27 protein-coding genes and 1 riboswitch are annotated in these 24,638 nt (G+C 61.0%); of the genes, 15 read left to right on the top strand and 12 right to left on the bottom strand.

From position 1 onward, the window contains the following. Positions 1–59 precede the first annotated feature (59 nt). The 5 genes from ACR0NB_RS09700 to ACR0NB_RS09680 all read right to left on the bottom strand — a co-directional run bounded on the left by ACR0NB_RS09700 (position 60) and on the right by ACR0NB_RS09680 (position 4,131). The gene (locus tag ACR0NB_RS09700) at positions 60–773 is read right to left on the bottom strand and encodes an alpha/beta fold hydrolase (protein ID WP_480775507.1); all 714 of its coding nucleotides are present in this window, start codon (positions 771–773) and stop codon (positions 60–62) included. 11 nt (positions 774–784) lie between these two features. Further along, positions 785–1,573 (bottom strand): 3-oxoadipate enol-lactonase, encoded by a 789-nt coding sequence (gene pcaD / locus ACR0NB_RS09695; RefSeq protein WP_480775635.1) that lies wholly within the window; start codon positions 1,571–1,573, stop codon positions 785–787. A gap of 73 nt (positions 1,574–1,646) precedes the next feature. Then, the gene (locus ACR0NB_RS09690; RefSeq protein ID WP_170390852.1) at positions 1,647–2,621 is read right to left on the bottom strand and encodes a threonine ammonia-lyase; all 975 of its coding nucleotides are present in this window, start codon (positions 2,619–2,621) and stop codon (positions 1,647–1,649) included. Beyond that, positions 2,618–3,445, bottom strand: a complete 828-nt coding sequence (locus ACR0NB_RS09685) for an alpha/beta fold hydrolase (RefSeq protein ID WP_170524865.1) — start codon at positions 3,443–3,445, stop codon at positions 2,618–2,620. The genes ACR0NB_RS09690 and ACR0NB_RS09685 overlap by 4 nt, the downstream gene beginning before the upstream one ends. Next, the gene (locus tag ACR0NB_RS09680) at positions 3,445–4,131 is read right to left on the bottom strand and encodes a haloacid dehalogenase type II (RefSeq protein WP_170581820.1); all 687 of its coding nucleotides are present in this window, start codon (positions 4,129–4,131) and stop codon (positions 3,445–3,447) included. Before ACR0NB_RS09680 ends, ACR0NB_RS09685 begins: the two co-directional genes overlap by 1 nt. A 127-nt stretch (positions 4,132–4,258) precedes the next feature. Between ACR0NB_RS09680 and ACR0NB_RS09675 the strand changes: the two genes are divergently transcribed. Continuing rightward, positions 4,259–4,687 carry an FKBP-type peptidyl-prolyl cis-trans isomerase gene (locus ACR0NB_RS09675; RefSeq protein WP_170339858.1) on the top strand — a complete coding sequence of 143 codons (429 nt, stop codon included), beginning with the start codon at positions 4,259–4,261 and terminating at the stop codon, positions 4,685–4,687. An 11-nt stretch (positions 4,688–4,698) separates the two neighbouring features. Here the strand turns inward: ACR0NB_RS09675 and ACR0NB_RS09670 are convergent, their stop codons facing one another. The 4 genes from ACR0NB_RS09670 to fabA are packed head-to-tail and all read right to left on the bottom strand — an operon-like array spanning position 4,699 to position 7,524. Beyond that, entirely contained in the window at positions 4,699–4,881 is a 183-nt protein-coding gene (locus tag ACR0NB_RS09670) for a hypothetical protein (protein ID WP_170357073.1), read from the bottom strand. 58 nt (positions 4,882–4,939) lie between these two features. Beyond that, a complete protein-coding gene (locus ACR0NB_RS09665) occupies positions 4,940–5,731 on the bottom strand; it encodes an enoyl-ACP reductase FabI (protein WP_093965010.1) in 792 nt (263 codons plus the stop codon). A gap of 5 nt (positions 5,732–5,736) precedes the next feature. Further along, positions 5,737–6,966 carry a beta-ketoacyl-ACP synthase I gene (gene fabB / locus ACR0NB_RS09660; protein WP_170365329.1) on the bottom strand — a complete coding sequence of 410 codons (1,230 nt, stop codon included), beginning with the start codon at positions 6,964–6,966 and terminating at the stop codon, positions 5,737–5,739. Positions 6,967–7,014: 48 nt separating this feature from the next. Beyond that, complete coding sequence (gene fabA, locus ACR0NB_RS09655) at positions 7,015–7,524, bottom strand: bifunctional 3-hydroxydecanoyl-ACP dehydratase/trans-2-decenoyl-ACP isomerase (protein ID WP_093964585.1); 510 nt, start codon at positions 7,522–7,524, stop codon at positions 7,015–7,017. A 188-nt stretch (positions 7,525–7,712) separates the two neighbouring features. On the opposite strand from fabA, the gene irrA reads away from it, so the two are divergent. Continuing rightward, entirely contained in the window at positions 7,713–8,132 is a 420-nt protein-coding gene (gene irrA, locus ACR0NB_RS09650; protein WP_170364932.1) for an iron response transcriptional regulator IrrA, read from the top strand. On the opposite strand, the gene ACR0NB_RS09645 is transcribed toward irrA, so the two are convergent. Continuing rightward, positions 8,133–9,029 carry a LysR family transcriptional regulator gene (locus ACR0NB_RS09645; RefSeq protein WP_480775506.1) on the bottom strand — a complete coding sequence of 299 codons (897 nt, stop codon included), beginning with the start codon at positions 9,027–9,029 and terminating at the stop codon, positions 8,133–8,135. A gap of 86 nt (positions 9,030–9,115) precedes the next feature. Between ACR0NB_RS09645 and ACR0NB_RS09640 the strand changes: the two genes are divergently transcribed. After that, the gene (locus ACR0NB_RS09640) at positions 9,116–9,913 is read left to right on the top strand and encodes a phytanoyl-CoA dioxygenase family protein (protein ID WP_480775505.1); all 798 of its coding nucleotides are present in this window, start codon (positions 9,116–9,118) and stop codon (positions 9,911–9,913) included. A gap of 15 nt (positions 9,914–9,928) precedes the next feature. Here ACR0NB_RS09640 and ACR0NB_RS09635 read toward each other — a convergent pair whose 3' ends face one another. Continuing rightward, positions 9,929–10,792, bottom strand: a complete 864-nt coding sequence (locus tag ACR0NB_RS09635) for a glycosyltransferase family 2 protein (RefSeq protein WP_480775504.1) — start codon at positions 10,790–10,792, stop codon at positions 9,929–9,931. Between the two features lie 122 nt (positions 10,793–10,914). Between ACR0NB_RS09635 and miaB the strand changes: the two genes are divergently transcribed. The 10 genes from miaB to ACR0NB_RS09585 all read left to right on the top strand — a co-directional run bounded on the left by miaB (position 10,915) and on the right by ACR0NB_RS09585 (position 21,471). Continuing rightward, positions 10,915–12,234, top strand: a complete 1,320-nt coding sequence (gene miaB, locus ACR0NB_RS09630; RefSeq protein ID WP_480775503.1) for a tRNA (N6-isopentenyl adenosine(37)-C2)-methylthiotransferase MiaB — start codon at positions 10,915–10,917, stop codon at positions 12,232–12,234. A 183-nt stretch (positions 12,235–12,417) separates the two neighbouring features. Beyond that, on the top strand, positions 12,418–13,182 hold the full coding sequence (locus ACR0NB_RS09625; RefSeq protein ID WP_170340437.1) for an outer membrane beta-barrel protein: 765 nt from the start codon (positions 12,418–12,420) through the stop codon (positions 13,180–13,182). A 164-nt stretch (positions 13,183–13,346) separates the two neighbouring features. Continuing rightward, positions 13,347–14,369 (top strand): PhoH family protein, encoded by a 1,023-nt coding sequence (locus tag ACR0NB_RS09620; RefSeq protein WP_093964591.1) that lies wholly within the window; start codon positions 13,347–13,349, stop codon positions 14,367–14,369. Between the two features lie 40 nt (positions 14,370–14,409). After that, positions 14,410–14,904 carry an rRNA maturation RNase YbeY gene (gene ybeY, locus ACR0NB_RS09615; RefSeq protein ID WP_480727219.1) on the top strand — a complete coding sequence of 165 codons (495 nt, stop codon included), beginning with the start codon at positions 14,410–14,412 and terminating at the stop codon, positions 14,902–14,904. A gap of 36 nt (positions 14,905–14,940) precedes the next feature. Next, positions 14,941–15,825, top strand: coding sequence for a hemolysin family protein (locus ACR0NB_RS09610; RefSeq protein ID WP_170454299.1), 885 nt, complete (start codon positions 14,941–14,943; stop codon positions 15,823–15,825). Then, the gene (lnt, locus tag ACR0NB_RS09605; protein WP_480775502.1) at positions 15,822–17,327 is read left to right on the top strand and encodes an apolipoprotein N-acyltransferase; all 1,506 of its coding nucleotides are present in this window, start codon (positions 15,822–15,824) and stop codon (positions 17,325–17,327) included. Before ACR0NB_RS09610 ends, lnt begins: the two co-directional genes overlap by 4 nt. Positions 17,328–17,369: 42 nt before the next feature. Beyond that, positions 17,370–17,418, top strand: a riboswitch (SAM-SAH riboswitch). Positions 17,419–17,423: 5 nt separating this feature from the next. Further along, positions 17,424–18,605 carry a methionine adenosyltransferase gene (gene metK / locus ACR0NB_RS09600; RefSeq protein ID WP_093964594.1) on the top strand — a complete coding sequence of 394 codons (1,182 nt, stop codon included), beginning with the start codon at positions 17,424–17,426 and terminating at the stop codon, positions 18,603–18,605. Between the two features lie 126 nt (positions 18,606–18,731). Beyond that, positions 18,732–19,442 carry a tRNA (guanine(46)-N(7))-methyltransferase TrmB gene (gene trmB / locus ACR0NB_RS09595; protein WP_480775501.1) on the top strand — a complete coding sequence of 237 codons (711 nt, stop codon included), beginning with the start codon at positions 18,732–18,734 and terminating at the stop codon, positions 19,440–19,442. A gap of 68 nt (positions 19,443–19,510) precedes the next feature. Beyond that, positions 19,511–20,857: a 3-phosphoshikimate 1-carboxyvinyltransferase gene (aroA, locus tag ACR0NB_RS09590; protein ID WP_480775500.1), complete on the top strand. Its 1,347-nt coding sequence runs from the start codon at positions 19,511–19,513 to the stop codon at positions 20,855–20,857. Next, positions 20,854–21,471, top strand: a complete 618-nt coding sequence (locus ACR0NB_RS09585) for a (d)CMP kinase (RefSeq protein ID WP_480775499.1) — start codon at positions 20,854–20,856, stop codon at positions 21,469–21,471. The genes aroA and ACR0NB_RS09585 overlap by 4 nt, the downstream gene beginning before the upstream one ends. Positions 21,472–21,501: 30 nt before the next feature. On the opposite strand, the gene ACR0NB_RS09580 is transcribed toward ACR0NB_RS09585, so the two are convergent. Further along, the gene (locus ACR0NB_RS09580) at positions 21,502–21,981 is read right to left on the bottom strand and encodes a YHS domain-containing (seleno)protein (RefSeq protein ID WP_170357085.1); all 480 of its coding nucleotides are present in this window, start codon (positions 21,979–21,981) and stop codon (positions 21,502–21,504) included. Between the two features lie 216 nt (positions 21,982–22,197). On the opposite strand from ACR0NB_RS09580, the gene ACR0NB_RS09575 reads away from it, so the two are divergent. Then, positions 22,198–22,713 (top strand): hypothetical protein, encoded by a 516-nt coding sequence (locus ACR0NB_RS09575; RefSeq protein WP_170365353.1) that lies wholly within the window; start codon positions 22,198–22,200, stop codon positions 22,711–22,713. A gap of 239 nt (positions 22,714–22,952) precedes the next feature. After that, a complete protein-coding gene (locus tag ACR0NB_RS09570; protein WP_170339897.1) occupies positions 22,953–24,638 on the top strand; it encodes a tryptophan halogenase family protein in 1,686 nt (561 codons plus the stop codon).

Here is a 24,638-nt window from a genome sequence, read left to right as displayed (position 1 = left end):
TTTTGTGATCGAGGCGAAATTCTCGACTGACGGCACGTCAGCCTTGGCCGGGCCGGATCTCAGACGCGAGTAGCGATTGCGTCCAATTGGTGGGCCAGATCTGCGGGATGCGAGAAGAATGGAGAATGGGAGCTGTCGATCGTCAGGCGCAATTCGGGCGGCGCGCAATGGCTCATCTCTTCCTGGTATTCAGTTGGAATCGTCCGGTCATCCATGGTGCGGATATAGGCCTTGGGAATTCCGTCAAAACGCTCGCTCAGATCCAACGGCGTGTCCTGCGGGCGGATCGCCTGCGGGCACAGGCGGGCCAGGGCATAGGTGACAACGTCGGCCGGACAGTCGTGGTAGAAGAGAGATTGCACCCGATCCGGCAACACACTGTAGGACAGTCCGTCTGCCGATTTCTCGACCGCATCGCCAATCAGCTGTCTTGGTGCACGCCGGCGCATTTCTATCATCGAAAGCCCGGAGACCGGCACGTAGGCGCAGACATAGATCAGGGCCCGCATCCGATCTGGGGCGAATTCGGCGGCCGCACTGATCGGGTAGCCGCCCCAGGAATGGCCGACAAGAATCGTTTGCGGGGTCGTGGCATTCAACACCGAATCTCGACACGTCTCGAGCGTGACCTCGGATACTGGGGTCGGGTCCGATCCATGACTGGGCAGGTCGATCGCCCGGACCGAATGCCCCAGATTCTCAAGTTCCGGTATCAGATCGCGCCAGCACCATGCGCCGTGGCAGGACCCGTGAACAAGAAGAAATTCCGCCACCGTGACCTCCTTCAGATATGTCCGGTTTCTCGCAGAAAAGCGTTCAGCAACTCGGCGTAAGCCTCGGGCCGCTCGACGCAGGGCAGGTGCCCGGCCTTGCGGATCAGCTCGAACCGGGAGCCGGGGATCAGGTCGACGGTTTCGCGCACCAGATCGGGAGGGGTCGAGCCATCTTCCGAGCCCGCAATTCCCAGCGTCGGCAGTCTGAGCCCGCTGGTTGGCGTATAGAAATCCGTGCCGGAGATGGCGGAACAGCAGCCCAGATACCCCTGCACCGGTTGGCGTACCATCATATTGCGCCATAGCTCGACATCGGGGGTTTCCCGAAATGCTTTCGAAAACCAGCGCTCCATGGTTGCGTCGGCCAGCGCCTCGATCCCACCTGCACGAACGGCGGCCATCCGATCGGCCCACATGGCGGGCGTCCCGATTTTGGCGGCCGTGTTGGACAGGACCATCGCCCGGATCTGATCCATCCGCTTGACGGCCAGCCCCTGCGCGATCATTCCGCCGATCGACAGGCCGACGAAGACGCAATCCCGCACCTCGAGAAAGTCCAGGAGCCGCTCGGCATCGCGCACCAGACTTCCCATCGAATAGGGACCATCCGGTTGCGAGGACAGGCCGTGCCCCCGCTTGTCATAGCGGATGATGCGCAGACCTTTGGGGAGCAGAGGCAGCACGGGGTCCCACAAGCGCATGTCGGTGCCCAACGAATTGGCAAAGACCAGAGGTGGACCATCCGGGTCACCGTCCAAGCGATAGTGAATCTGAACATCTCCGAAATCAGCGATGTGCATCTGGTCAGCCTTTTTTGCTGCGATCATTCCGACAGTTTACGCCGCGATTTATTGCATCTGTCCTAACCCGTTGTCAGGTAAGGAATTCCAACGCGCGGGCAAAGACCTGCGGATCGACATTCCCGCCCGATGCCACGACGATAACGGCGTCGCCCTGGATCTCGTCCTTGCGGAACAACGCCGACGCCAACGAGACTGCCCCGCCCGGTTCCAGAACGACCTTGAGGCGCAGGAACGCCAAGGCCATGGCGCGGAGAGCCGCGTCTTCGGATACCGCCAATCCCGGTCCGCAGAGGCGACGGAGGATCGGGAAGGTGATATCACCGGGCCGCGGTGTCAGGATCGCGTCGCAGATATTGCCTGCGGCTGCGTTGTTGGTCTGAACGGACCCCGAGGCCAGGGATCTTTTGACATCGTCGAATCCGTCGGGTTCGCAGGGGCGCGCCCTGAGACCCGGCGCATGTTTTTCCAGGGCAAGTGCCACGCCTGAGGTCAGTCCACCGCCACCACAGCATACCAGTACATCGGCGTCGGTCACACCGAGATCGCGCGCCTGCCGCGCCACCTCGAGGCCGACGGTGCCCTGACCGGCGATCACCTGCGGTTCGTCATACGGGCGGATCAACGTAAGACCGCGCTCCCGGGACAACGCCTCGCCGATCTCTTCGCGGCTTTCATTGGCGCGATCATATAGGATGACCTCGGCGCCCAACGCGCGAGTGTTTTTGATTTTCAGAGCCGGTGCGTCGGATGGCATGATGATGATGGATTGAACACCATGAAGTGTAGCGGCATGCGCCACGCCCTGCGCATGGTTGCCTGATGAATACGCGATCACCCCGCGTTTGCGAGCTTCGGAATCCAGGGCGGAAATCGCAGACCACGCGCCGCGAAACTTGAAGCTTCCAGTGTGTTGAAGGCACTCGGGCTTGACCAGAACGCGCCGCCCGGCAAGGTCGTCCAGAAACGGCGATGTGAGGATCGGGGTTTCGCGCGCGTGCCCTTGCAGGCGCACGGCAGCGGCTTCGATCAGGTCAATTGTGCTCATATCAAATCCAGTACTTTGCGAATGACGGTAATGGACTGCGGTTCGTCCAGAAATGGAACATGGCCCCGGTCGGGCACTTCAGCCGAAATCAGCCCCGCGTGACGCCGGTGCATCTCTGTAAGGGTCTCGGCGCTCAGCAAGTCCGAGTTCGCTCCACGGATCACTCCGGTGGGAAGCGGGTTCAGGGCTTCGAACAATGGCCACAAATCAGCGGGCGGGCCCGCTGCAATCTGTTCTTTCAACGCGGTTCTCAATGCGGGGTCATAGCGCAACCGAAGGCCGGTGCCGGTTTCTTCGTATTGGAATGCGGCCTGCTTTCTCCAGGTTTCAATCGATACGCCCGGAAACTGCGGGTCCATTGCCTGTTTCAGCGCAAAAGCGGCCTGTTCCAGCGTTGTTGCGGCAGGAGCCTTGCCGACATAATCCATAATGCGCCCGATGGCCGACGGTTCGATTTCGGGGCCCACATCATTCAGAATGACGGCACTCAGACGTTCGGGGCGAATTGCGGCGAGGGTCATGGCAATCAACCCGCCACGCGAGGTGCCAAGGATGCTGACCCGATCTAGCTTGAGGTGATCCAGCAACTCGATCACGTCCTGTGCCTCGCGCGGAACGGAATAGTTGCGATAATCCGGATCAAAATCCGAGTCGCCGCGCCCCCGATAGTCCATCGTAATGACACGCAGTCCGTTGGCGTGCGGCGCGAAGAAGGAAAAATCCCGGCTGTTTCTGGTCAGGCCGGCAAGGCACAGCAGCGGCTTGCCGCTGCCTGTTTCTTCGTAGGTCAGGCGCAGACCGTCAGACGTCGTGAATTGCGGCATCAAACGCCCGCCAGTTCCGGGATCGAGGTCAGGTCGGACAGGACATGCGCCGGGGTCCACGGCAATCGGTCCATTGGTTCGCCGGCGCGGTTGACCCAGGCCGTAACGAACCCGTACCCGCTGGCTCCGGCGGCGTCCCAACCATTCGAGCTGACGAACAGAACATTCGATCGTTCGCACCCGAAACGGTCGCACACAAGATCATAGACCCGTGCATGCGGTTTGAAGACGCCGACGCTTTCGACTGACAGTATGTCGTCCAATACGCCGCCGATACCCGCAGATCTGACCGCGCCTTCCAGCATGGGCGGCGATCCGTTTGACAGGATCGCGGTCTGCATCCCGCCATCCTTGAGCGCCTTCAGCATGGCGGGAACCTCGGGATAGGCCTGCAGTTCCCAATACAGGTCCAGCAGTCTCTGCCGCAGCGCTGGGTCTCCCTGCAGGCCTGTCGCCTCGAGCGCCCAGTCCAGGCCATCCTGCGTCACGTCCCAGAAATCGGCATGTGCGTCCGCCACAGCACGCAGCCACGTGTATTGCAGCTGTTTCAACCGCCAGTGGTTGGCCAGTTCAGGCCACTTGCCACGCAGCGCATCCTGGCCTGGTTCGGCGGCCGCCTGACGCGCGGCTGCGGCCACGTCGAAAAGGGTTCCGTACGCATCGAAAACGCAGGTTGTGATCGCCATCTGCCTCTCCCCATCTTCCGGGGCAGGTTGGCACAGGCCATGCGCGGGTTAAAGCGTAAAAGGGTTTACATTGCCGGGTCAGTCTCTAGGTTGGACCGCTCATTCCAAACTCAGGTCGGAGACAGTCATGACCGCAATCAAACAAGGCGACACGGTTCGCATTCACTACACTGGAACTTTGCGGGACGGCAACGTTTTCGACAGCTCGGAAGGACGCGATCCGCTTGAGTTCGCCGTAGGGTCCGGCCAGATCATTCCCGGTCTGGACGCCGCTCTGCCGGGTATGGAAATCGGCGAGAAGAAGCGGGTCGAAGTGGATTGCCAGGACGCCTATGGGCCGATCAATCCCGCTATGCGCCAGGACGTCCCGCGGGAAGGCATCCCGGACGACATCCCGCTGGACCCCGGCACTCAGCTGCAGATGCAGACCCCCGATGGTCAGGCGCTGCCTGTGACGGTGGTGGACGCCAACGAAGAAACGGTGACCCTGGACGCAAATCACCCGTTGGCAGGTCAGGATCTGATCTTCGACATCGAGGTCGTTTCGATCAACTGATCAGCGCGCGTTCAGCCGCCCAACAATGACCCAACCGCCTCACGAAGCTGCGGTTGGGTATAGAAGATCCACAATACCAACAATGTCGTCAGGGTCAGCAACAGCGTACGCGCGCGGCTGCTGAGCACTCCGGTCTTGCGACGAGAGTGAGATGCACGCGAATTGGTCGCGATTATCCGGTCTAGTTTGCTCATGTGATATCCCTGCCGCGGAAGTTTGGTAAAATCTTGGCAACGACAGGGAAAGATCGCGTCACATGAAGTCGGGCTGAGGCATTCCCAAGATGTGGAAACCGCCGTCTACGCGAATGATTTCACCGGTGGTGCAGGCCCCCGCGTCCGACGCAAGGTAAACGGCCGTGCCGCCAACCGCTTCGAGCGTGGCGTTCGATCGCAGCGGGGCGTTCTGGTCGCAGAACTTGTAGGTCTTGCGAGCCCCCCCGATGGCCGCGCCGGCCAGGGTTTTCATAGGTCCGGGCGAGATGGCGTTGACCCGGATCCCGTCGGGGCCCAGATCGTTTGCAAGATAGCGCGTCGCCGATTCCAGAGCAGCCTTTGCGACACCCATGACATTGTAGTTCGGCACGACCTTGTTCGAACCCTGATAGGTCAGGGTGAGCAGCGTCCCGCCGTTTTCCTTCATCATCGGATAGGCGCGACGGGCCACTTCGATGAATGAATAGGCCGAGACATCCAGCGAGTGCTTGAAATTCGCCCGCGTGGTGTTCAGGAAACGCCCGGTCAGCTCGGTCTTGTCCGAGTAGGCGATGGCATGGACGAGGAAATCAATCGTTGGCCAACGGGCGGCCAGTTCGTCGAAGGCCCGGTCCAGCGATGCGTCATCGGTCACGTCCGCATCGACCATGAAGTCGCTGCCCAGGCTCTGTGCAAGCGGTTCCAGCCGTTTTCCGAAAGCCTCGCCCTGGTAGGTGAATGCCAGTTCAGCGCCTGCCTCGTGCATGGCCTTGGCAATGCCCCAGGCGATCGACCGATCATTGGCGACGCCCATGATCAGCCCGCGCTTACCCTTCATAGAATCCGACATCATAATCACCCGTTATACTTGGACAGAATCATGGAACCGTTGGTGCCACCAAAGCCGAAGCTATTGGTCATGACACTGTCCAAACCTGCGTTTTCAACAACCTCAGTTGCAATTTCGCCGGGCTGGATGCCTTCGGCCAGCGAGTCGACATTGATCGACGGCGCAATGAAATCATGCTGCAGCATCAAGAGGCAGAAAATCGCCTCGAGCGCGCCGGCAGCACCTTGAGCGTGGCCGGTCATCGATTTGGTCGAGGAGATCGGCGGCACATTGCCCTCGCCGAAAATCCGGCGGACGGCTTCGACTTCGCCCACATCTCCGACCGGTGTCGAGGTCCCGTGGGCGTTGATGTAGCCGACCTTGCGGCCTTCCGGCAGGGTGGACAAGGCGAGGCGCATCGCGCGCTCTCCACCTTCTCCCGAGGGCGCGACCATGTCGTGCCCGTCCGAGGTTGCGGCATATCCCGTCACCTCGGCATAGATCTTCGCGCCCCGGGCCAGAGCATGTTCCAGCTCTTCCAGAACGACGATGCCACCGCCGCCCGAGATCACGAATCCGTCGCGGTTCTGATCGAACGCGCGCGAGGCTTTTTCGGGCGTGTCGTTGTATTTCGAGGACATCGCGCCCATCGCATCGAACAGGCAGGACAGGGTCCAGTCCAGTTCTTCGCCGCCACCGGCGAACATCACGTCCTGTTTGCCCAGCATGATCTGCTCGGCCGCGTTTCCGATGCAATGCAGCGACGTCGAACAGGCCGAGGTGATCGAGTAGTTGATGCCCTTGATCTTGAAGGCGGTGGCCAGGTTGGCCGAGATCGTCGAGCACATGCATTTCGGAACGGCAAACGGTCCGATGCGCTTGGTTGCGCCGGTTTTCAGAACGGTCTGGTGCGCCGTCAGCATGGCGCTGGTGGACGGTCCGCCGGACCCGGCAACAAGGCCGGTACGCGGATTGACGACCTGATCTTCGCTCAGACCCGCGTCAGCGATTGCCTGGCTCATTGCGATATGGGCATACGCGGCACCTGGCCCCATGAACCGCAAAGTGCGCTTGTCGACCTGTTCCGACACATCGATCTTGAGCGTCCCTGCAACCTGACTGCGGAAGCCGTGCTCGACCATCTGCTCGCTGGCCTCGATGCCGGACTTACCCGCCTTGAGCGAGGCCAGAACCTCTTCGGCATTGTTCCCGATGGAAGAGACAACCCCCAAACCGGTGACGACGACGCGACGCATTTGCGTTCTCCTGTGTTCCATTCCCTGTTGACTGTCAATCAGCTGGGGTCAGCTTTCGGACAATGCAACCTTCATGTCCTTGACCTGATAGATGACTTCGCCATCCGCTTCGACCCGGCCATCCGCCACACCCATGGTCAGGCGGCGGGTCTGGACTGCCTTGGTGAAGTCCACGTAGTAGGTCAACATCTTGCGGTCAGGGCGCACCATGCCTGTCAGTTTCACTTCGCCCACACCCAGCGCATAGCCGCGACCCTGCCAGCCACGCCAGCCGAGGTTGAAACCGGTCAGCTGCCACAGTCCGTCAAGACCCAGACAACCCGGCATGATCGGGTTTCCGGGAAAGTGGCAATCGAAGAACCAAAGGTCCGGTGTGATGTCGAATTCGGCCACGACATGCCCCTTGCCGTGCGCGCCGCCGTCGCCTGAAATGTCGGTGATGCGGTCCATCATCAGCATCGGGGGAGCCGGAAGCTGAGCATTTCCGGGGCCGAAGAGTTCGCCGCGGGCGCATTTCAGCAGGTCGTCCTTGTCAAAGCTGCTTGGGAATTGGGCCATTCTGCCGCGTCTCCTGCCAGGGGTCTGTTTATTCAATCTGGCCTCGTCTATCACCCGTTTGCAAGGTCCTGCAAGACCACCCGAACACATCCGGCCCGCCGGAGCCGTTGGTTGCGAATGAATTTCATTTGAAATTGGTGGTGGTCGGCACTTATATATTGGGGCAGGGGAAATTGGGTAATGGTTTCATGACAGCTCAAAGCCGGGACATCGCTACGAACTGGTTGGTTGACGCCGGGCTGCGCCCGACGCGCCAGCGTGTTGCCTTGGCCGAATTGCTGGTGGGCGATGGCCGCCACCGACATGTTACCGCCGAAAGCCTGTTCGAGTCGGCCAAGAACAAGGGCGACGCTGTTTCCCTTGCAACGGTCTACAATACCCTGCGTGCCTTCTGCGATGCCGGCGTTCTGCAGGAAATCACCGTGGATGGCTCAAAAAGCTATTTCGACACCAACACCCATGACCACCCGCATTTCTTCTGGGAGGACGAGGGCCGTCTGAGCGATGCGCCGTCCGACCAACTGGTTATCCAGCGTCTGCCCGAAGCACCGGCCGGGGTCGAGATCGCGTCGGTGGACGTTGTCATCCGGCTGCGCAAAAAGCGCTGATCACAGTTTCCCAAGCAACCTAACCAGAGCCTGTTCAGCAGCAGCGACTGTCGTGTCCGCAGGGCCGGTGCCGTGACGAGCCAGAATCACGGCCTCGGTGGCATCGGGGTCGGTGATCGGCAGGCTCAGCAGCGGCATCCGGTCATAGCTGAGGCCGTTTTGCGGGCTGGCATAGCTGATGCCCACCCCTTCACCATGGGCCGCAAGACTGCGTTGGATCTCGAGCGATTCCGCGCGGTAGGACACGCTGGGGTGCAGCCCATGACGCCGGAACAAGCCGAGGACATGCTGCGCTGACAGACCTTCTTTGGACAGGATGAGCGGGTATTGCTCAAGCTCGGCAAGTGAAACGCTGCCTTGCCCGGCCAAAGGGTGCGCAGGATTGACCAGCGCGTTTGGCGTACTGTCCAGCAGCTTGTGGCGTGAGAAACCGGCATCGAGGCCCAGATCATAGGTGAGCGCCAGATCGAAACGGCCGTCGGTCAATCCGCTGATCAAGCCTTCGAAAGTGTCAACACCGTGGGTCAGAACGATATCGGGAAGGGTGTCCCTGACCGTCTGCATTGCCCGCGCCAGCAGGAACGGTGCAAGATCCACAAAACAACCCAACTTCAAACGGCTTGTTCCGGCAACCGGGGCTTCGGCCTCTTCGATCCGGGCAGCGCTCCTTAGCAAGGCTTCGGCCTTGTCGATGAACTTGCGCCCCTGAGGTGTCAGCGACATTGCCGCGCCGCGTCGGCGCGAGAACAGTGGGTGGCCCAGGTGTTCTTCGACCCGGGTCAGCGCGTTTGAAAGCGCAGGTTGCGAAACGTTCAGGTGCTGTGCCGCGGCGGACAGGCTTCCGTGTAGCCCAATGGCGCAAACATATTCGTACTGGCGCAAGGTGATATATAACATGGAGTTAATGCTTATTTTGAAAGATATGATTTGAACAGGGGTGCCGGACATGTGCAAATCGGCCTCAGCAAATGACGGAGACCGACATGCCACACCCTCTTGTTTCCCCGGAGATGATCGAAACCTATCGCAATGACGGGGTTGTTCTGGTCAAGGGCTTGTTCGCCGATCACGTCGATGCCTTGCGGGAAGGGGTGGCACGCAACATGGCTGATCCCGGGCCATATGCGTCGGAAAATAAGAAAGAAGGCGAAACCGGCCGTTTCTTTGACGACTACTGCAACTGGTCGCGCATCCCCGAGTTTCGACAGGTCATTCAAGCCTCTCCAGTTGCCGAGGTCGCTGCCGACCTGATGGAGTCTCGTTCGGTCCAGTTGTTCCACGACCACGTTCTGGTCAAGGAGCCCGGCACCTCGATGGCCACGCCCTGGCATCAGGATGGGCCCTATTACTTTGTGGAAGGGCGTCAGACGATAAGCTTCTGGTCGCCGCTCGACCCGGTGACGCAGGCGACTCTGCGGTGCGTGGCGGGGTCTCACCTGTGGGAAAAGGAAGTGTTGCCGACGCGCTGGGTGTCGGAGGAGGGTTTCTTTCCTGACGAGGGCCAGTACATCGCGGTACCAGACCCCGAGGCCGAAGGGATGCGGATCGTTGAGTTCGACATGGAACCCGGCGATGCGGTCGCCTTCAACTTTCGAACCCTGCACGGTGCCCGAGGAAACCAGTCCGACAGCCGGCGCCGCGCCTTCTCGCTGAGGCTGGTCGGGGATGACGCCCGGTATGTCGAGCGTCCGGGCCGGACGTCGCCGCCGTTTCCGGGGCATGACATGCGGGCTGGACAACGATTGCGCGAGGACTGGTTTCCGGTTCTGCTCAATCGCTGAGCCGTTCCGGCCCGCTCAGAACCACTGGCCGGGTTCCATCAGGCCAAGGTCCAGCAACTGGTGCGAGTTCCATTGGAAAGGAACCGAGGACGGGCAGCGGAAACTGGGAATATCAAAGGTCGATCCCGCATTGCTTTTCAGCGCTTTTGCGGCGCGGAAGGAACAGATGGCGGCCGTCAGGTTGTGATGCCAGGGACAGGCATAGGTGTTGTACTCGGGCTCGTTAAAGGTGTGATCGGGTTGGAGGGTCAAACCCTTGCAGCTTTTGAACAGCGCGATCCGGTCGATCCGGCGCCGTTCGTACGGGATGTGATCCTCAAACCGCCAACGCAGGCCACCGGACATGTCCAACTGATGCTCCAGCGGTTGTCCCGATGGGTCGTGCCGGGAATGCGCATAATATCCAGTGCTGTCCAGCATCGCATGATCCGGGGCCACGCCGTTGGGATAGGCGGACAGGTCGTCGGCGTAGATGTCGATCACGTGGCAGAGCATCGCGTCGCGCCGCTCCTCGGCGTGAAAGGCCAGCATCTCTGCGACCGTGCGCGTTTCGCAGAACGGAAAGAACAGGTATTCCGAGTTGTAGCAGTAGTACAGCCAGATGTTTGGCGCCGCCTGAATGACGCGATTTATGGTGTCGAACACCACGTTTCTGGGCGAGCAGCGCATCGTGACCCGGTGCACCCGGTCCAAGATTTCAGGCAGGATCGAAAACTGGGCCGGTGCAAATACGATCACGGATTTGAACCCCAAGTCCAAGTGATGGCGCAAGGTCCCATCAAGCTCGACATCGTCTTCGGCAAAAACCAATGCGACCGGCCCCTTGGTCAACGCTGCCCGGCCCGATTTCAGAAAGTGGTCGAGGGATTCGTATTTCATTGCCCGCTTGTAGCCTGCCTTGCTGGAAATACCCGTCAAATTCGGGTAATTGCGCCAGCATTGCAAGCGGCGTTCGATGCGTATAGACGACGCCGATCCAGCGAACGCAAAAGGCCCAGCCCATGTCCGAACCGAAAAAGCTGTATATCAAGACCTATGGCTGTCAGATGAACGTCTATGACAGCGAACGCATGTCCGAGGCGTTGGGCGGGCAGGGCTATGTGGAAACGCAGTCGCCCGAAGATGCGGACATGATCCTGCTGAACACCTGCCACATCCGCGAAAAGGCGGCCGAAAAGGTGTATTCCGAACTGGGCCGCTTCAAGGGGTTGAAGGCCGAAAAGCCCGATCTGAAGATCGGCGTGGCGGGCTGTGTGGCACAGGCCGAGGGCGAAGAGATCATGCGCCGGCAGCCGCTGGTCGATCTGGTTGTCGGCCCGCAAAGCTACCATCGCCTGCCCGAGCTTGAGGCAAAGACGCGCGCCGGCGAAAAGGCGCTGGATACCGATTTCCCCGAAGAGGACAAGTTCGAGAAGCTCAAGAACCGCCCCAAGGCCAAGCGCGGCCCGACGGCGTTTCTGACCGTGCAGGAGGGTTGTGACAAGTTCTGCGCCTTCTGCGTCGTGCCCTATACCCGCGGGGCCGAGGTCAGCCGCCCCGCCGACCGCATCCTGCGCGAGGCACAGGACCTGGTCGAGCGCGGCGTGCGCGAGATCACGCTCCTTGGCCAGAACGTCAACGCCTATCACGGTGCCGGACCCGATGGCGACATGACCCTGGCCGGGTTGATCTGGGAATTGAACAAGATCGATGGGCTGGAGCGCATCCGGTTCACAACCTCGCATCCCAACGACATGACCGACGACCTGATCGAGGCGCATGGCACCTGCGAAAAGCTGATGCCCTATCTGCACCTGCCGGTGCAGTCGGGGTCGGACAAGATCCTCAAGCGGATGAACCGCAGCCACACCGCCGAAAGCTATCTGCGTCTGATCGAGCGGATCCGCGAGGCGCGCCCCGACATCCTGATGTCGGGCGATTTCATCGTGGGCTTCCCCGAAGAAACCGAAGAGGATTTCCAGGCCACGTTGGATCTGGTCGAGCAGGTCCGTTATGGCTATGCGTATTCGTTCAAGTATTCGACCCGGCCGGGCACGCCTGCGGCCGAGCGTCCGCAGGTCGACCCGCAGGAAGCTGACGACCGTCTGCAACGCTTGCAGGCTCTGATCACCCGGCACCAGCGCGAGATCCAGGATGCGATGGTTGGTCGGACAGTCCGGGTTCTGTTTGAGAAACCCGGGCGTCTGGCCGGACAGATGGTTGGCAAGTCCGAGTATCTGCATGCCGTCCACGTTTCCGGAGCCGATCTTTCGGCGGGAGATCTTCGCAACGTCCGGATCACGGCCTCGGGCGCAAATTCACTGGCCGGCGAGGTGCTGTGACAGGGCTGCGGTTCACCGCTCACGCAATACTCGTGGCGTTTGTTTCCAAAATTTACCCTTGATTTATCGCTTGGAACTATGGTCGGAGAATAGCCAGAATTCTCGGGGCCGTGTTTCCAGTGGCCTTCGGGCTTTACATCGGTGGGGCTTCGGGTCGCCCGGGCACCGCAATGGAGGGTACGAGTGACACGTCAGGCAGGTATTCGACAAACAGGGGTGGGCCGTGTTCTGGCCGGCCTATTGCTGGCCGCCAGCGCAGGTATTCCCACTCATGCGGGGGATTTGGACGGCGCCGTTTCCGATCCGGTCGTGTTGGGGCCGGAGCGTTATTCCAAAGACGTCAGTGCCTTCTATCTGGGGTTCAGCGCCGGGTATGGATCAGGCGGAACAGACCAGTTCGGGCTCGCTACCAATGCGGGCACCTTTCCCATCGGCAAACTTGACCTGAGCGGTGCCTATGGCGGGATACGGGGCGGTTGGCGCGGTGTTCTGCCTGCGCGTGGCGGGCGCGATTACGTCTACGGGTTCGAGATCGGGTACGATTTCGCGTCGCTGGATGACAGTGTCACCACGCAGATAGGCACCACGACCGTTCAGGGTGGTTCCGAGATATCGGATGTGCTGTCGCTGCGGTTCAAGAACGGGCTGACCAACCCCAGCGGTTCGGTTCTGTATTTCGTTACCGTCGGGTTCGTTCAGGGTGAAATCGAAACGACCAACAGCCTGTCCAGCGGCGGCACCACTCAGTCTTTCGCAAGCGATGACCGACGCAACGGATTCGTTGCCAGCATCGGGGCCGAGCATCAGTTGAACGACAATTGGTCCGTCACCGGCGAATTCGAATATGTGCAGTTCCAGTCGAAGGTCGTCGATTTTGGCTCGGGGTTCTCGACCAAATCCACGCCCAGCTACCAGGGGATTCGCGTCGGTTTGAACTACAAGTTCTGATCCCAAGGGCGGATTCCGGCCTGAGATTTCATTGCGCCGGGCCGTGAATTCCTTTCCGCCTGACCGATTTGCGATCAGTTGCTCAGATTTTTGAATCTGTGGCTTGCGCCGACCGACTCTTGTTGTCTACGCTTGGGGTGACAACGCCAAGACAGGAGAACGGATTGGCCATCGGTGCCCTTACCCCACCGCAAGATGAAATGCCCGCGAACGAGGCGTTTGTTGAATTCCCTGACAACCGATTGTTGATTGATCTTTGCGGCGAATACGACCGCAATCTGGCCGAGATCGAGCGGAAACTGTCCGTTCAGATCGTGCGCCGCGGCAACCAACTGGTCGTCATGGGAGAAGACGAGCTTCAGAAGCAGGCGATCGAGGTTTTGCAGGCCCTCTACACCCGACTGGAAGGCGGGCGCGACGTCGAAGCTGCCGACGTTGATCGCGAATTGCGGATGGGCAATTCCGAAGCCGGAACCGGCTCGCGTGATGGCGACCAGCTTGAAATGTTCAAGGGTGGAACTGTCGAAATCAAAACCCGAAAAAAGCTGGTCGAACCCCGTACTGACGCGCAAAAGGCTTATGTGCAGTCGCTGTTCAACAACGAACTCGCCTTCGGCATCGGCCCGGCGGGAACGGGCAAGACCTACCTTGCCGTGGCCGTGGGTGTGTCGATGTTCATCGGCGGACATGTGGATCGAATCATCCTCAGCCGCCCAGCCGTCGAAGCCGGCGAAAAGCTGGGTTACCTGCCCGGAGACATGAAAGACAAGGTCGATCCGTATATGCAGCCGCTGTACGACGCGTTGAATGACTTTCTGCCTGGCAAGCAACTGGCCAAGCTGATCGAGGAAAAGCGGATCGAAATCGCCCCGCTGGCGTTCATGCGCGGGCGGACACTGGCCAATGCCTTCGTTGTATTGGACGAGGCCCAGAACGCCACGACGATGCAGATGAAGATGTTCCTGACGCGCTTAGGCGAGGGTAGCCGGATGGTGATCACCGGCGACCGGTCGCAGGTGGATCTGCCGCGCGGCGTGGCTTCGGGGCTTGCGGATGCCGAGCGGCTGCTGAAGACGATCCCGAATATCAGCTTCAACTACTTCACATCCAAGGACGTGGTGCGCCATCCGCTTGTCGCCGCGATCATCGAGGCGTATGAGGCCGACTCGGGCCGGGAAACGGGTTGAACCGTCGGACCTGGGCAAATCGGCCTCGGAGCGTCACGAGATGAACTTGGAAATCACGATCGAAGACCCGCGTTGGCAGGGTATTGAGCCGTTGGCGCGCAAGGCCGTGGCCGCGACGCTGGCGCATTGCGGTGTGGATGCCGATTTGTGCGAAGTCAGCGTTCTGGGCTGCGACGACGCCCGGATTGCCGAGTTGAACGCTGAATTTCGTGAAAAGCCTGCGCCGACGAATGTGCTGAGCTGGCCCGCCGAGGACCTTGCTGCGGATCAGCCCGGCGGCACACCGCTCGTGCCCCAGCCGGATTTTACGGGTGACATCGCGCTTGGTGACATCGCGATTTCGTATGACACTTGCTGGCGCGAGGCTCAGGAGGCCGGGAAATCCATGGATGACCACGTGACCCATTTGCTGGTTCACGGAGTGTTGCATTTGCTGGGGTATGATCACATTCGTGACCTTGACGCCACTTTGATGGAACGTGCCGAGGTCGAGATACTTGGCAAAATGGGTATTGATGACCCATATAATGGGTAATGTGGGCCTTGGTGCCCGATCTATTGGAACAGGAAAATGGGCGATATTGACGGCAGTTCTGGAGCGGCGCAGAGCGCGCACTCGCAGAGCAGCGATGAAACCAAAGAGAAAAGCGGGCTTTTCTCTCGTATTCTTGATGCTTTTTCTTCCGCCGAGGATGACGCCGAAGTCGTCGTGAACGGGAATGAGGCCGTGACCCCTCAGCCACGCGGCATGATCAATCTGCGGCGCATGCGGGTCGAGGATGTGGCAATTCCTTCCGCCGATATTGTGTCAGTGCCTTCGACCACTACCAAAGAGGAACTGGCCCAGGTCTTCCGGGATAGCGGTCTGTCCCGAATACCGGTCTACGAGGGGACGCTGGACACGCCGCTAGGCTTTGTTCACCTCAAGGATTTTGCCCTGACGCATGGGTTCAACGGTGGGTCGGCGGAATTCGATCTGATCTCGATGCTCCGCCCGCTGCTGTTCGTTCCACCTTCGATGCCGATCGGTGTTTTGCTGACCAAGATGCAGACCGAGCGTCGCCACATGGCGTTGGTGATCGATGAATATGGTGGCGTCGACGGGCTTGTCACGATCGAAGATCTGATCGAACAGGTCGTCGGCGAAATCGCCGATGAGCATGACGCCGACGAAAATCAGCTGTGGGTGCAAGAAAAGCCCGGGTGCTATATCGTTCAGGCCAAGGCGCCGCTTGAGGACTTCGAGGCCGAAATCGGCCGGTCGCTGACCAGCCACGAGGATGTGGACGAGGAAGAGATCGAGACCCTGGGCGGGCTCGTCTTCATGCTGTCGGGGCGAGTTCCAGCCCGCGGTGAGGTGGTTTTGCACCCCGAAGGCCCCGAGTTCGAGGTTATCGACGCGGATCCGCGGCGCATCAAGCGCCTGCGGGTGATGCTGCCGGATATGGCTGCATGAATCCTGCCTTACGGTGGCCGCATTGGCTGCGCGTGGTACTGGCCGCGATACTCGGCGCGTTGGCGGCCTTTGGCTTGGCGCCGTATGGCTATTGGATAATCGCCTGCATTGCGCTTGCATCCGTCGCGCCGTTGTTTCTGGCCAGTTCCACGCGCGCTCGCGCGGCATGGGTGGGCTGGGCTTTCGCAACCGGTTACTTCGCCAATGCCCTGAGCTGGATCATCGAGCCCTTTCAGATCGACGCTGAGCGTTATGCCTGGATGGCCCCTTTTGCGCTTGTGTTCATGGCTGCTGGCTTGGCCCTGTTCTGGGCGTTCGCTTTCTGGCTCGCGCGCGGAACCCGAGAGGTGGGGCCGCGGCAGGTCATCGTTTTGGCCCTTACCCTGTCGCTGGTTGAAATGGCACGCGGCTACGTTCTGACCGGGTTTCCTTGGGCGGGAATGGCACAGATTTGGGTGGATGCCCCGGCCGGGCAACTCCTGGCATGGGTTGGCCCATATGGCCTTGGGGCCGCGACCTTTTTGCTTGCCCTGCCGTTGGGCGCTGCCGTCGCCGGTCCTCGCAACGGCAAGGCGTTACTTTGGCCCGTCGTGGCAGTTGTCATCTTTGCCGGTTTGGCGCTGGTTCAAGCCAGCAACCGCCCGAGGTTTGCAGAGACCGGTCATAGTGTTCGTCTGGTCCAGCCCAACGCGCCGCAAGAGCAGAAATGGGACCCGTCTTTTGCCCCGCTGTTTTTTGCTCGACAGATTGAATTCACTGCCGCCGATCCGCGTCCGGACCTGATCGTATGGCCCGAGACGTCGGTTCCGGCGTGGCTGGGCAGTGCGGGTCCCTATCTGGAAACGATTGCCGAGGCTGCTCAGGGAACGCCCGTCATCCTCGGTATCCAACGCGGAGACGGGCCGCGCATCTACAACTCAATGATCTATCTCGACGAGCAGGGGCGTCAGACCGGCCTGTACGACAAGCATCATCTGGTGCCCTTCGGCGAGTATGTTCCCCTTGGCGATCTGATGGACAGGTTCGGAATACACGGTATGGCCGCGACCACGGGAAGTGCCTTCAGCGCCGGGCCCGGAGCGGCGATGCTGAACGCCGGCGAGCTGGGTCTGGCGCTGCCGCTGATCTGCTACGAGGCGATCTTTCCGCAGGATGTCTCGGCGGCGCCGCAGCGTCCGGATTTCCTTCTGCAGATAACCAATGATGCCTGGTTTGGGACCCGTACAGGACCATTCCAGCATCTGGCGCAGGCAAGGATGCGGGCCATCGAACAAGGTCTGCCGCTGGCGCGGTCGGCAAATACCGGTGTTTCGGCGATGGTCGATCCCTATGGCAACGTAATCGCCTCCCTGCCTTTGGGACAGGCGGGTTTCGTGGATGCTAACCTTCCGGCGCCATTGCCTCCGACACTGTATGCGCGAACCGGCGACGGGCCGACGCTTGGGCTATTGTTGGTGCTTCTGCTGCTGTTTGGGCGCAACGTTCGGTTTGGCAGGGCATAATTACCGATTGACCCCCTGTTTCTTCGGGCGTATCCCGTCGAATGCCTGTCACAACGGCTTCCTGGCGTGACGGGGAAATCTTAATGGAGCGCTTTCATGTCCCGACAGAACTACATTTTCACTTCGGAATCCGTTTCCGAAGGGCATCCCGACAAGGTGTGCGACCGAATTTCAGATGCGGTCCTGGATGCCTTTCTGAATGAAGAGCCCGAAGCGCGCGTCGCGTGCGAAACATTTGCCACCACTGATCGGGTGGTCATCGGCGGCGAGGTCGGTCTGTCGGATCAGGAAAAGCTGCACGACTACATGGGCAAGATCGAAGAGATCGCCCGCGCTTGCATCAAGGACATTGGATACGAGCAGGACAAGTTCCACCACGAAACGGTCGAGGTGACGAACCTGCTGCACGAGCAGTCGGCGCACATCGCCCAAGGGGTCGATGCGTCTGCTGACAAGGATGAAGGCGCCGGTGACCAGGGCATCATGTTTGGATATGCCACCACCGAAACCCCGGCCCTGATGCCGGCTCCGATCCAATACGCGCACGCCATCCTGCGCCGTCTGGCGGAAGTGCGCAAGAACGGGTCTGAACCCGCTCTGGGTCCCGATGCCAAATCGCAGTTGTCGGTGATCTACCGTGACGGGCGGCCAGTCGGTGTCAGTTCGGTCGTGCTGTCCACCCAGCATCTGGATGAGGCGCTGACCTCGGACGATATTCGCCAGATCGTCGAGCCCTACATCCGCGAGTCTCTGCCCGATGGCTGGCTGAGCGACCAGACGGAATGGCATGTGAACCCAACCGGCAAGTTCGTCATCGGCGGACCTGACGGGGATGCTGGCCTGACCGGGCGCAAGATCATCGTCGATACCTATGGCGGTGCGGCTCCGCACGGCGGCGGGGCGTTCTCGGGCAAAGACCCGACCAAGGTCGACCGGTCGGCGGCCTATGCCGCGCGGTATCTGGCGAAGAACGTCGTGGCCGCCGGCATGGCCGAGCGTTGCACGATCCAGCTGAGCTATGCGATTGGCGTTTCCAAGCCGTTGTCGATCTACGCCGACACCCATGGGACAGGACAGGTTGCCGACGCCGAGATCGAGAAGGCGGTCGGACAGGTGATGGACCTGACCCCGCGCGGCATCCGCGAACATCTGCAACTGAACAAGCCGATCTACCAGCGCACGGCGGCCTATGGGCATTTCGGTCGCGAACCGGGTGCGGACGGCGGCTTCAGTTGGGAGCGGACCGATCTGGTTGAGGCCTTGAAAAAGGCTGTCTGAGCCGGCATCGGGAACCAAACACGGCAAGGCGCGTCCGATTTGGCGCGCCTTTTTCGTTTCGAAGGTCGCCCCTCCGGCGCGGCCCGCCCCTTGCAACGCGAACCCCGCCGCAGTAAGGGCACCGGCATGAGCACCCAGTCACCCGAACGCCCCCGCAGAAACTTCTATGGCCGCTTCAAGGGCAAGACCCTGAAGCCCAGCCAAAAGACCTATCTGTCCGAGGACCTGGCCGCCCTGTCGCCGGGTGCGGTGGATTGGGACAGCAACCCCGACCGCACCCCGATCGACCCGAACGCGCTGTTCGGCGGCAAGCCGGTATGGCTTGAGGTCGGGTTCGGCGGCGGCGAGCATCTGGTGCACCAGGCGCAGATGAACCCCGATATCGGCATCATCGGCGCTGAGCCCTTCATCAACGGCGTGGCCATGTTGTTGGGCAAGATCCGCCGGGCCGAAGTGACCAACCTGGCGGTGCATCCCGGCGATGTGCGCGACCTGTTCGACGTGCTTCCCGATGCCAGCATTTCGCGCGCGTTTCTGCTCTATCCCGATCCGTGGCCCAAAAAGCGGCACCACCGCCGCCGCTTCGTGACGCCCGAGCACCTGGAACCCTTGGCACGTGTGTTGAAACCCGACGCGATTTTCCGCGTGGCGACCGACATCCCGGACTACGTCCGCCAGACGCTCGAGGAGGTACCCGGCGCCGGTTTCGAATGGCTGGCCGAGGGGCCCGAAGATTGGCGCAAGCCGTGGGATGACTGGATTTCCACCCGCTACGAGCAGAAGGCCCTGCGTGAAGGCCGCACGCCGCACTACCTGACCTTCCGCCGCAACGGGTGATTGCGGCTGGACGCTGCGGCGTCAATTCGCTAATCGGCAGGGGCACTGATAGCGCAAAAGGAGCCCTCATGTCCGGACACGGCACGCCCATCCCGATGACCTCGCATCCCTGCGGCCCGCTGACCGGCACGGCCGAAGTGCCGGGCGACAAGTCGATTTCGCACCGCTCTCTGATCCTTGGGGCGATGGCCGTGGGCGAGACCCGGATCTCGGGCCTGCTGGAAGGCGAAGACGTTCTGGACACCGCCAAGGCGATGCGCGCCTTCGGTGCCGAGGTGATCTCGCACGGGAATGGCGAATGGACTGTGCATGGCGTCGGCGTGGGCGGCTTTGCCGAGCCAGATCAGGTGATCGACTGCGGCAACTCGGGCACGGGCGTGCGCCTGATCATGGGCGCGATGGCCACCAGCCCGATCAGCGCGACCTTCACCGGCGATGCCAGCCTGAACAAACGCCCGATGGCGCGGGTGACCGATCCGCTGGCCCTGTTCGGGGCGCAGGCCGTGGGCCGCTCGGGCGGGCGTCTGCCCATGACCATCGTTGGCGCGGCCGATCCCGTGCCGGTGTGGTACGAAGTGCCGGTGCCCTCGGCCCAGGTGAAATCCGCCGTTCTGCTGGCCGGCCTGAACGCGCCGGGCAAGACCGTGGTGATCGAGAAGGAGGCCACCCGTGACCATTCCGAGCGGATGCTGGCGGGGTTCGGTGCCGAAATCACCGTCGAGGATACCGACGAAGGCCGGGTCATCACACTAACCGGTCGGCCTGAGTTGAAACCGCAGGTGATCGCCGTGCCGCGAGACCCCTCCAGCGCGGCCTTCCCGGTCTGTGCGGCGCTGATCACGCCGGGCTCGGATGTTTTGGTGCCGGGCATCGGCCTGAACCCCACGCGCGCCGGCCTGTTCACCACGCTGCGCGAGATGGGCGCCGATCTGACCTATGAGAACATGCGCGAGGAAGGCGGCGAGCCGGTGGCCGACCTGCGCGCGCGCTATTCGCCCGACATGAAGGGCATCGACGTTCCGCCCGAACGCGCAGCGTCGATGATCGACGAATATCCGGTGTTGTCTGTGATTGCGGCCAACGCCACCGGCAAGACGATGATGGGCGGCGTCAAGGAACTGCGCGTTAAGGAAAGCGACCGCATCGACGCCATGGCGCGGGGCCTGCGGGCCAACGGCGTCACGGTTGACGAGGGCAATGACTGGTGGTCGGTCGACGGGCTGGGCATCGGCGGCGTTCCCGGCGGCGGCAACTGCGAAAGCTTTCTGGACCATCGCATCGCGATGTCGTTCATGGTGATGGGCATGGGCGCGCAACAGGCGGTCTCGGTCGATGACGGCAGCCCCATCGCGACCTCGTTCCCGATCTTCGAGCCGCTGATGAAGGGCCTTGGTGCCAAGGTCGAGCGCAAATGAGCTTTACCGTCGCTATCGACGGCCCGGCCGCTGCGGGCAAGGGCACGATCTCCAAGGCCGTGGCCGCGCATTTCGGGCTGGCGCATCTGGATACGGGGCTGCTGTATCGCGCGGTCGGCCGGCGCACGCTGGACGGCACCGACCCGGTCGAGGCGGCGCGGTCCCTGACGGCCGAGGAGTTGGAGCAGGGCGACCTGCGCACCGCCGAAATCGCGCAAGCGGCGTCGAAAGTGGCCGTGATCCCCGAGGTGCGAACAGCGCTGATCGATTTCCAGCGCAGCTTTGCCCGGCGGGCCGGCGGCGCGGTGCTGGACGGGCGCGATATCGGCACGGTGATCTGCCCCGAGGCCGAAGTGAAGCTGTTCGTCACCGCCAGCCCCGAAGTGCGCGCCGAGCGACGCTATCTGGAACTGGTAGACAAAGGTGCCGAAATAACGCGCGCGCAGGTTCTGGCCGATGTCCGCGAGCGCGACGCGCGGGACGCCGAGCGCAGCACGGCCCCCATGAAACCGGCCGACGATGCCGTAATTCTGGACACTTCGGACCTGAGCATCGAGGCCGCGCTGGAAAAGGCGGTCGCGGTTATTCAAGGAAAGCTGCCCGCGGCAAGGTGAGACCGCGGACAGCGCTTGGCGACAGTCCGATTACAGTTCGCCGACCGCAATCGACTTGATATTCGCCCACTGGTCATCCGCGGTCTTGGCGGTGCCGGACACGTCTTCGAGGAACTTGGCGCGAGTTGCCGCGTTCAGAAACAGGTACAGCTTGCCATCGGCCAGCAGGTACTGATCCGGATCGCCATCAAACTTCTTGCCCACGGAAACACCATACGAGCAGAAGCCGCCGTGCTGCGGCAGGTATGCTTCGGGGTTGGCCTCGAAAGCTTCACGGTTCTCGGCCGAGGTGAAGTAGTATGACGCGCCGTCATAGGTGGCCGAATGCGTGGCGAACCCTTCGACCGGGTTGCCGTCGGTGACCAGCGCAACCAGATCGACCCCGTGAGCAGCCAGCGGCGCACCGCCGGCCGAGATCCCGTTCGAAACATTGATCTCATCCGCCGCAAAAGCCGGTGCGGCGATCATCGGCAGGACGGCGACAAGGGCGCTGAGTACAACAGATTTCATTGTGTGTTCCTTTCGTGTTCAGTTGTGGCCGGCACTCGCGCCGACCCGTGTTGAACAGATAAATGCGGGCGTGCGGACGCGTAATCGCAGGTCGAACGGAAAACCTTGCAGATCGTTCGCACTTGCCGAGAGTCTGCCAAACCGGCTCACCAAGCTGTGTTTGGCCAGTTGATCAGTCCCCGCTTAGGCTGAACGCGTCTATGGTGGAGAGAGCGGATGATCCGATTTGCCTTGATCTGGGTTTTGTTGGCCGGCCATGCGTTGGCACAGGAAGCCGAGCCACCGATGACCTACGAGAGACTGGGCAAGATCATCTTTGCCCTCGACCCCGATGCCGAGCCGCAGGGTCCGGGCTTTACCATGACGATTTCCGATGTGCCGGTACTGGTTGTTACTGATGTGCATGCCGACCGGATGCGGGCAATGGTTGCGATCAGCGGCACCTCAGAGCTTTCGGCCGAAGACTTGCAGCGCATGATGCAGGCCAATTTCGACAGCACGCTGGACGCGCGCTATGCGATCGCCAACGGAACCTTGTGGGCCGTGTTCATCCACCCGCTGTCACGGCTGAACAAGGATCAACTGATCTCGGGCCTGGCGCAGACCGTCAATATCGCTCGGACCTATGGCACTCTCTATTCCGGGGGTGCGGCCGAGTTCGGCGGTGGCGACAGCCATGATCTGCAACGCGAACTGATCGACGATCTTCTGAAGAAAGGCGAGGACATCTGAGGTTGCCTCGAAAGGCTCATCCGTCATCGCTGGCCGTTCAGTGCAAGGGAAGCAGGTCGTGACCATGCGTTGCTTTGGCAAAGGCGCCCGTTTGGGCCCACTTGATGCCGCCATTGGCCCTAGCTGGATGCCTGAAAGCTGCTATAGTTTCCCTCAGCGATAAGGGGAGGTCGCCACCGAGGCCCGGCAAAACGGGCAGGCGGCCGCATAATCCTCACAGCCAACAGGGACAGAACAACATGAATAATCGTTTGCAAAAAATCACCATCGTGGGTGGCGGTACGGCCGGCTGGATGACGGCGTTGCTACTCGAGATGGTGTTTTCGCGCACGTCAGCACCCAAGGACCGTCCGCGGATCTGCCTGATCGAAAGCCCGAATATCGCCACGGTCGGCGTTGGTGAAGCGACCGTGCCGCGTATGCCAGTCACGCTCCGGCAGGCTGGAATTTCAGAGCGAGACTTTTTCCGCGAAACCAATGCGTCGTTCAAGCTGGGCGTCAAATTCTGCAACTGGAACAAAGACGCAAAGGGAAAGCGCATCGACTATGTGAACCCATTTGCCCATGGCCAGATGCTGGAAGGACTCGAGGCCGCCGAATACTTCCTTCGGTTTGGCAACGGGGACCGGGATTTCACTCAGTCCATCTCGCCGCATGATGACCTGGCTCGGCTGTGCAAGGGCGCGCGGCTTCTGGGGCAACCCGAATTCGAGCAGCGGTTTGGCTATGCCTATCACCTGGACGCCGTAAAATTCGCAGGCATGTTGACAAGGGTCTGTACGCAGCGTGGCGTCGAACATATCCGCGACGAGGTGCAGTCGGTCGAGTTAAATGAACAGGGCAATGTCAGCCATCTGATGCTTGAGCGTGCAGGCCGCCACGATATTGAAATGGTCGTGGACTGCACCGGTTTCCGCGGCCTGATCATCAATCAGGCACTGGGCGAGCCGTTCATGGATTATTCGGACTATCTGCCGAACGACCGTGCCATGGCGTTGCAGATCGAGCACCCCAATCCGCGGAAGATCGAAAGCGTCACGCGATCGACTGCACTCGGCGCTGGTTGGACATGGCGCGTGCCTCTCTACAACCGTGTGGGTACGGGATACGTGTATTCATCCGCGCACCGGACGGATGATCAAGCGGCGGACGAATATCTGGAGTGGCTGGGTGACAGCGGCAAAGGCGCGACGCCGCGGGTGATCCCCATGCGGATCGGGCGCGTTCGCAATGCGTGGGTGAAGAACTGCGTTGCAATCGGGCTGGCCGGTGGTTTCATCGAGCCGCTGGAAAGCACTGCGATCCATATGGTCGACCATGCTGTGCGCTGGTTCGCCGAGCATTTGCCGACCCGCGATATCGAACCCTCATTGAGGGACAGGTACAATCGTCAGATGAACAAGCTCTATGACGAAGTGCTGGATTTCATTTGCCTGCATTACAAGCTGAACAATCGTACCGATGATCAATACTGGATCGACGCGCGGACCGAAATGAAAGTGCCGGACCGGCTGGCTGAAAACCTCGAGCTCTGGAAAAACCGCCTTCCGATGCAGCACGATGTCGAGTTCGCAACGCTGTTTGACCATCGCGTCTATCAGACGGTTCTGCTGGGTAAGCAGGTCTATGACACGGGGTATGGCACAGGAATTCGTGATCGCATTCGACCATTGCGGAAGGACATCTGGTTCCAGTGGTGGAAGGGCGCGAAAGTGGACCTTGCGCAGATCCTGAAAGCGATGCCGGATCACAAAACCCTGCTGCGCGACATTCGCGGAGAGCTCAAGCAACCCACCTTTGCGATGGCCAAGGCGGCACAGCCGACCGTTCCGATGCCGGGTGCGGCACCCGAGCCGGTGGTCATCCAGAACATGCCGAACCTGGCCGAGATTCAAAGCGGCAAGAAAGACCTGCAACTGTTCTAG

The sequence above is a fragment of the Ruegeria sp. CG3 genome, from assembly GCF_056537205.1.
This window is presented reverse-complemented; position numbering and strand designations above follow the sequence as displayed.

Excerpts from the sequence above, each read along its gene's own strand:
- pcaD (WP_480775635.1), bottom strand. The coding sequence starts at position 1,573 with ATGCACATCGCTGATTTCGGAGATGTTCAGATTCACTATCGCTTGGAC.
- ACR0NB_RS09690 (WP_170390852.1), bottom strand. The coding sequence starts at position 2,621 with ATGAGCACAATTGACCTGATCGAAGCCGCTGCCGTGCGCCTGCAAGGG.
- ACR0NB_RS09685 (WP_170524865.1), bottom strand. The coding sequence starts at position 3,445 with ATGCCGCAATTCACGACGTCTGACGGTCTGCGCCTGACCTACGAAGAA.
- ACR0NB_RS09680 (WP_170581820.1), bottom strand. The coding sequence starts at position 4,131 with ATGGCGATCACAACCTGCGTTTTCGATGCGTACGGAACCCTTTTCGAC.
- ACR0NB_RS09675 (WP_170339858.1), top strand. The coding sequence starts at position 4,259 with ATGACCGCAATCAAACAAGGCGACACGGTTCGCATTCACTACACTGGA.
- ACR0NB_RS09670 (WP_170357073.1), bottom strand. The coding sequence starts at position 4,881 with ATGAGCAAACTAGACCGGATAATCGCGACCAATTCGCGTGCATCTCAC.
- ACR0NB_RS09665 (WP_093965010.1), bottom strand. The coding sequence starts at position 5,731 with ATGTCGGATTCTATGAAGGGTAAGCGCGGGCTGATCATGGGCGTCGCC.
- fabB (WP_170365329.1), bottom strand. The coding sequence starts at position 6,966 with ATGCGTCGCGTCGTCGTCACCGGTTTGGGGGTTGTCTCTTCCATCGGG.
- fabA (WP_093964585.1), bottom strand. The coding sequence starts at position 7,524 with ATGGCCCAATTCCCAAGCAGCTTTGACAAGGACGACCTGCTGAAATGC.
- irrA (WP_170364932.1), top strand. The coding sequence starts at position 7,713 with ATGACAGCTCAAAGCCGGGACATCGCTACGAACTGGTTGGTTGACGCC.
- ACR0NB_RS09645 (WP_480775506.1), bottom strand. The coding sequence starts at position 9,029 with ATGTTATATATCACCTTGCGCCAGTACGAATATGTTTGCGCCATTGGG.
- ACR0NB_RS09640 (WP_480775505.1), top strand. The coding sequence starts at position 9,116 with ATGCCACACCCTCTTGTTTCCCCGGAGATGATCGAAACCTATCGCAAT.
- ACR0NB_RS09635 (WP_480775504.1), bottom strand. The coding sequence starts at position 10,792 with ATGAAATACGAATCCCTCGACCACTTTCTGAAATCGGGCCGGGCAGCG.
- miaB (WP_480775503.1), top strand. The coding sequence starts at position 10,915 with ATGTCCGAACCGAAAAAGCTGTATATCAAGACCTATGGCTGTCAGATG.
- ybeY (WP_480727219.1), top strand. The coding sequence starts at position 14,410 with ATGAACTTGGAAATCACGATCGAAGACCCGCGTTGGCAGGGTATTGAG.
- ACR0NB_RS09610 (WP_170454299.1), top strand. The coding sequence starts at position 14,941 with ATGGGCGATATTGACGGCAGTTCTGGAGCGGCGCAGAGCGCGCACTCG.
- lnt (WP_480775502.1), top strand. The coding sequence starts at position 15,822 with ATGAATCCTGCCTTACGGTGGCCGCATTGGCTGCGCGTGGTACTGGCC.
- metK (WP_093964594.1), top strand. The coding sequence starts at position 17,424 with ATGTCCCGACAGAACTACATTTTCACTTCGGAATCCGTTTCCGAAGGG.
- trmB (WP_480775501.1), top strand. The coding sequence starts at position 18,732 with ATGAGCACCCAGTCACCCGAACGCCCCCGCAGAAACTTCTATGGCCGC.
- aroA (WP_480775500.1), top strand. The coding sequence starts at position 19,511 with ATGTCCGGACACGGCACGCCCATCCCGATGACCTCGCATCCCTGCGGC.
- ACR0NB_RS09585 (WP_480775499.1), top strand. The coding sequence starts at position 20,854 with ATGAGCTTTACCGTCGCTATCGACGGCCCGGCCGCTGCGGGCAAGGGC.
- ACR0NB_RS09580 (WP_170357085.1), bottom strand. The coding sequence starts at position 21,981 with ATGAAATCTGTTGTACTCAGCGCCCTTGTCGCCGTCCTGCCGATGATC.
- ACR0NB_RS09575 (WP_170365353.1), top strand. The coding sequence starts at position 22,198 with ATGATCCGATTTGCCTTGATCTGGGTTTTGTTGGCCGGCCATGCGTTG.
- ACR0NB_RS09570 (WP_170339897.1), top strand. The coding sequence starts at position 22,953 with ATGAATAATCGTTTGCAAAAAATCACCATCGTGGGTGGCGGTACGGCC.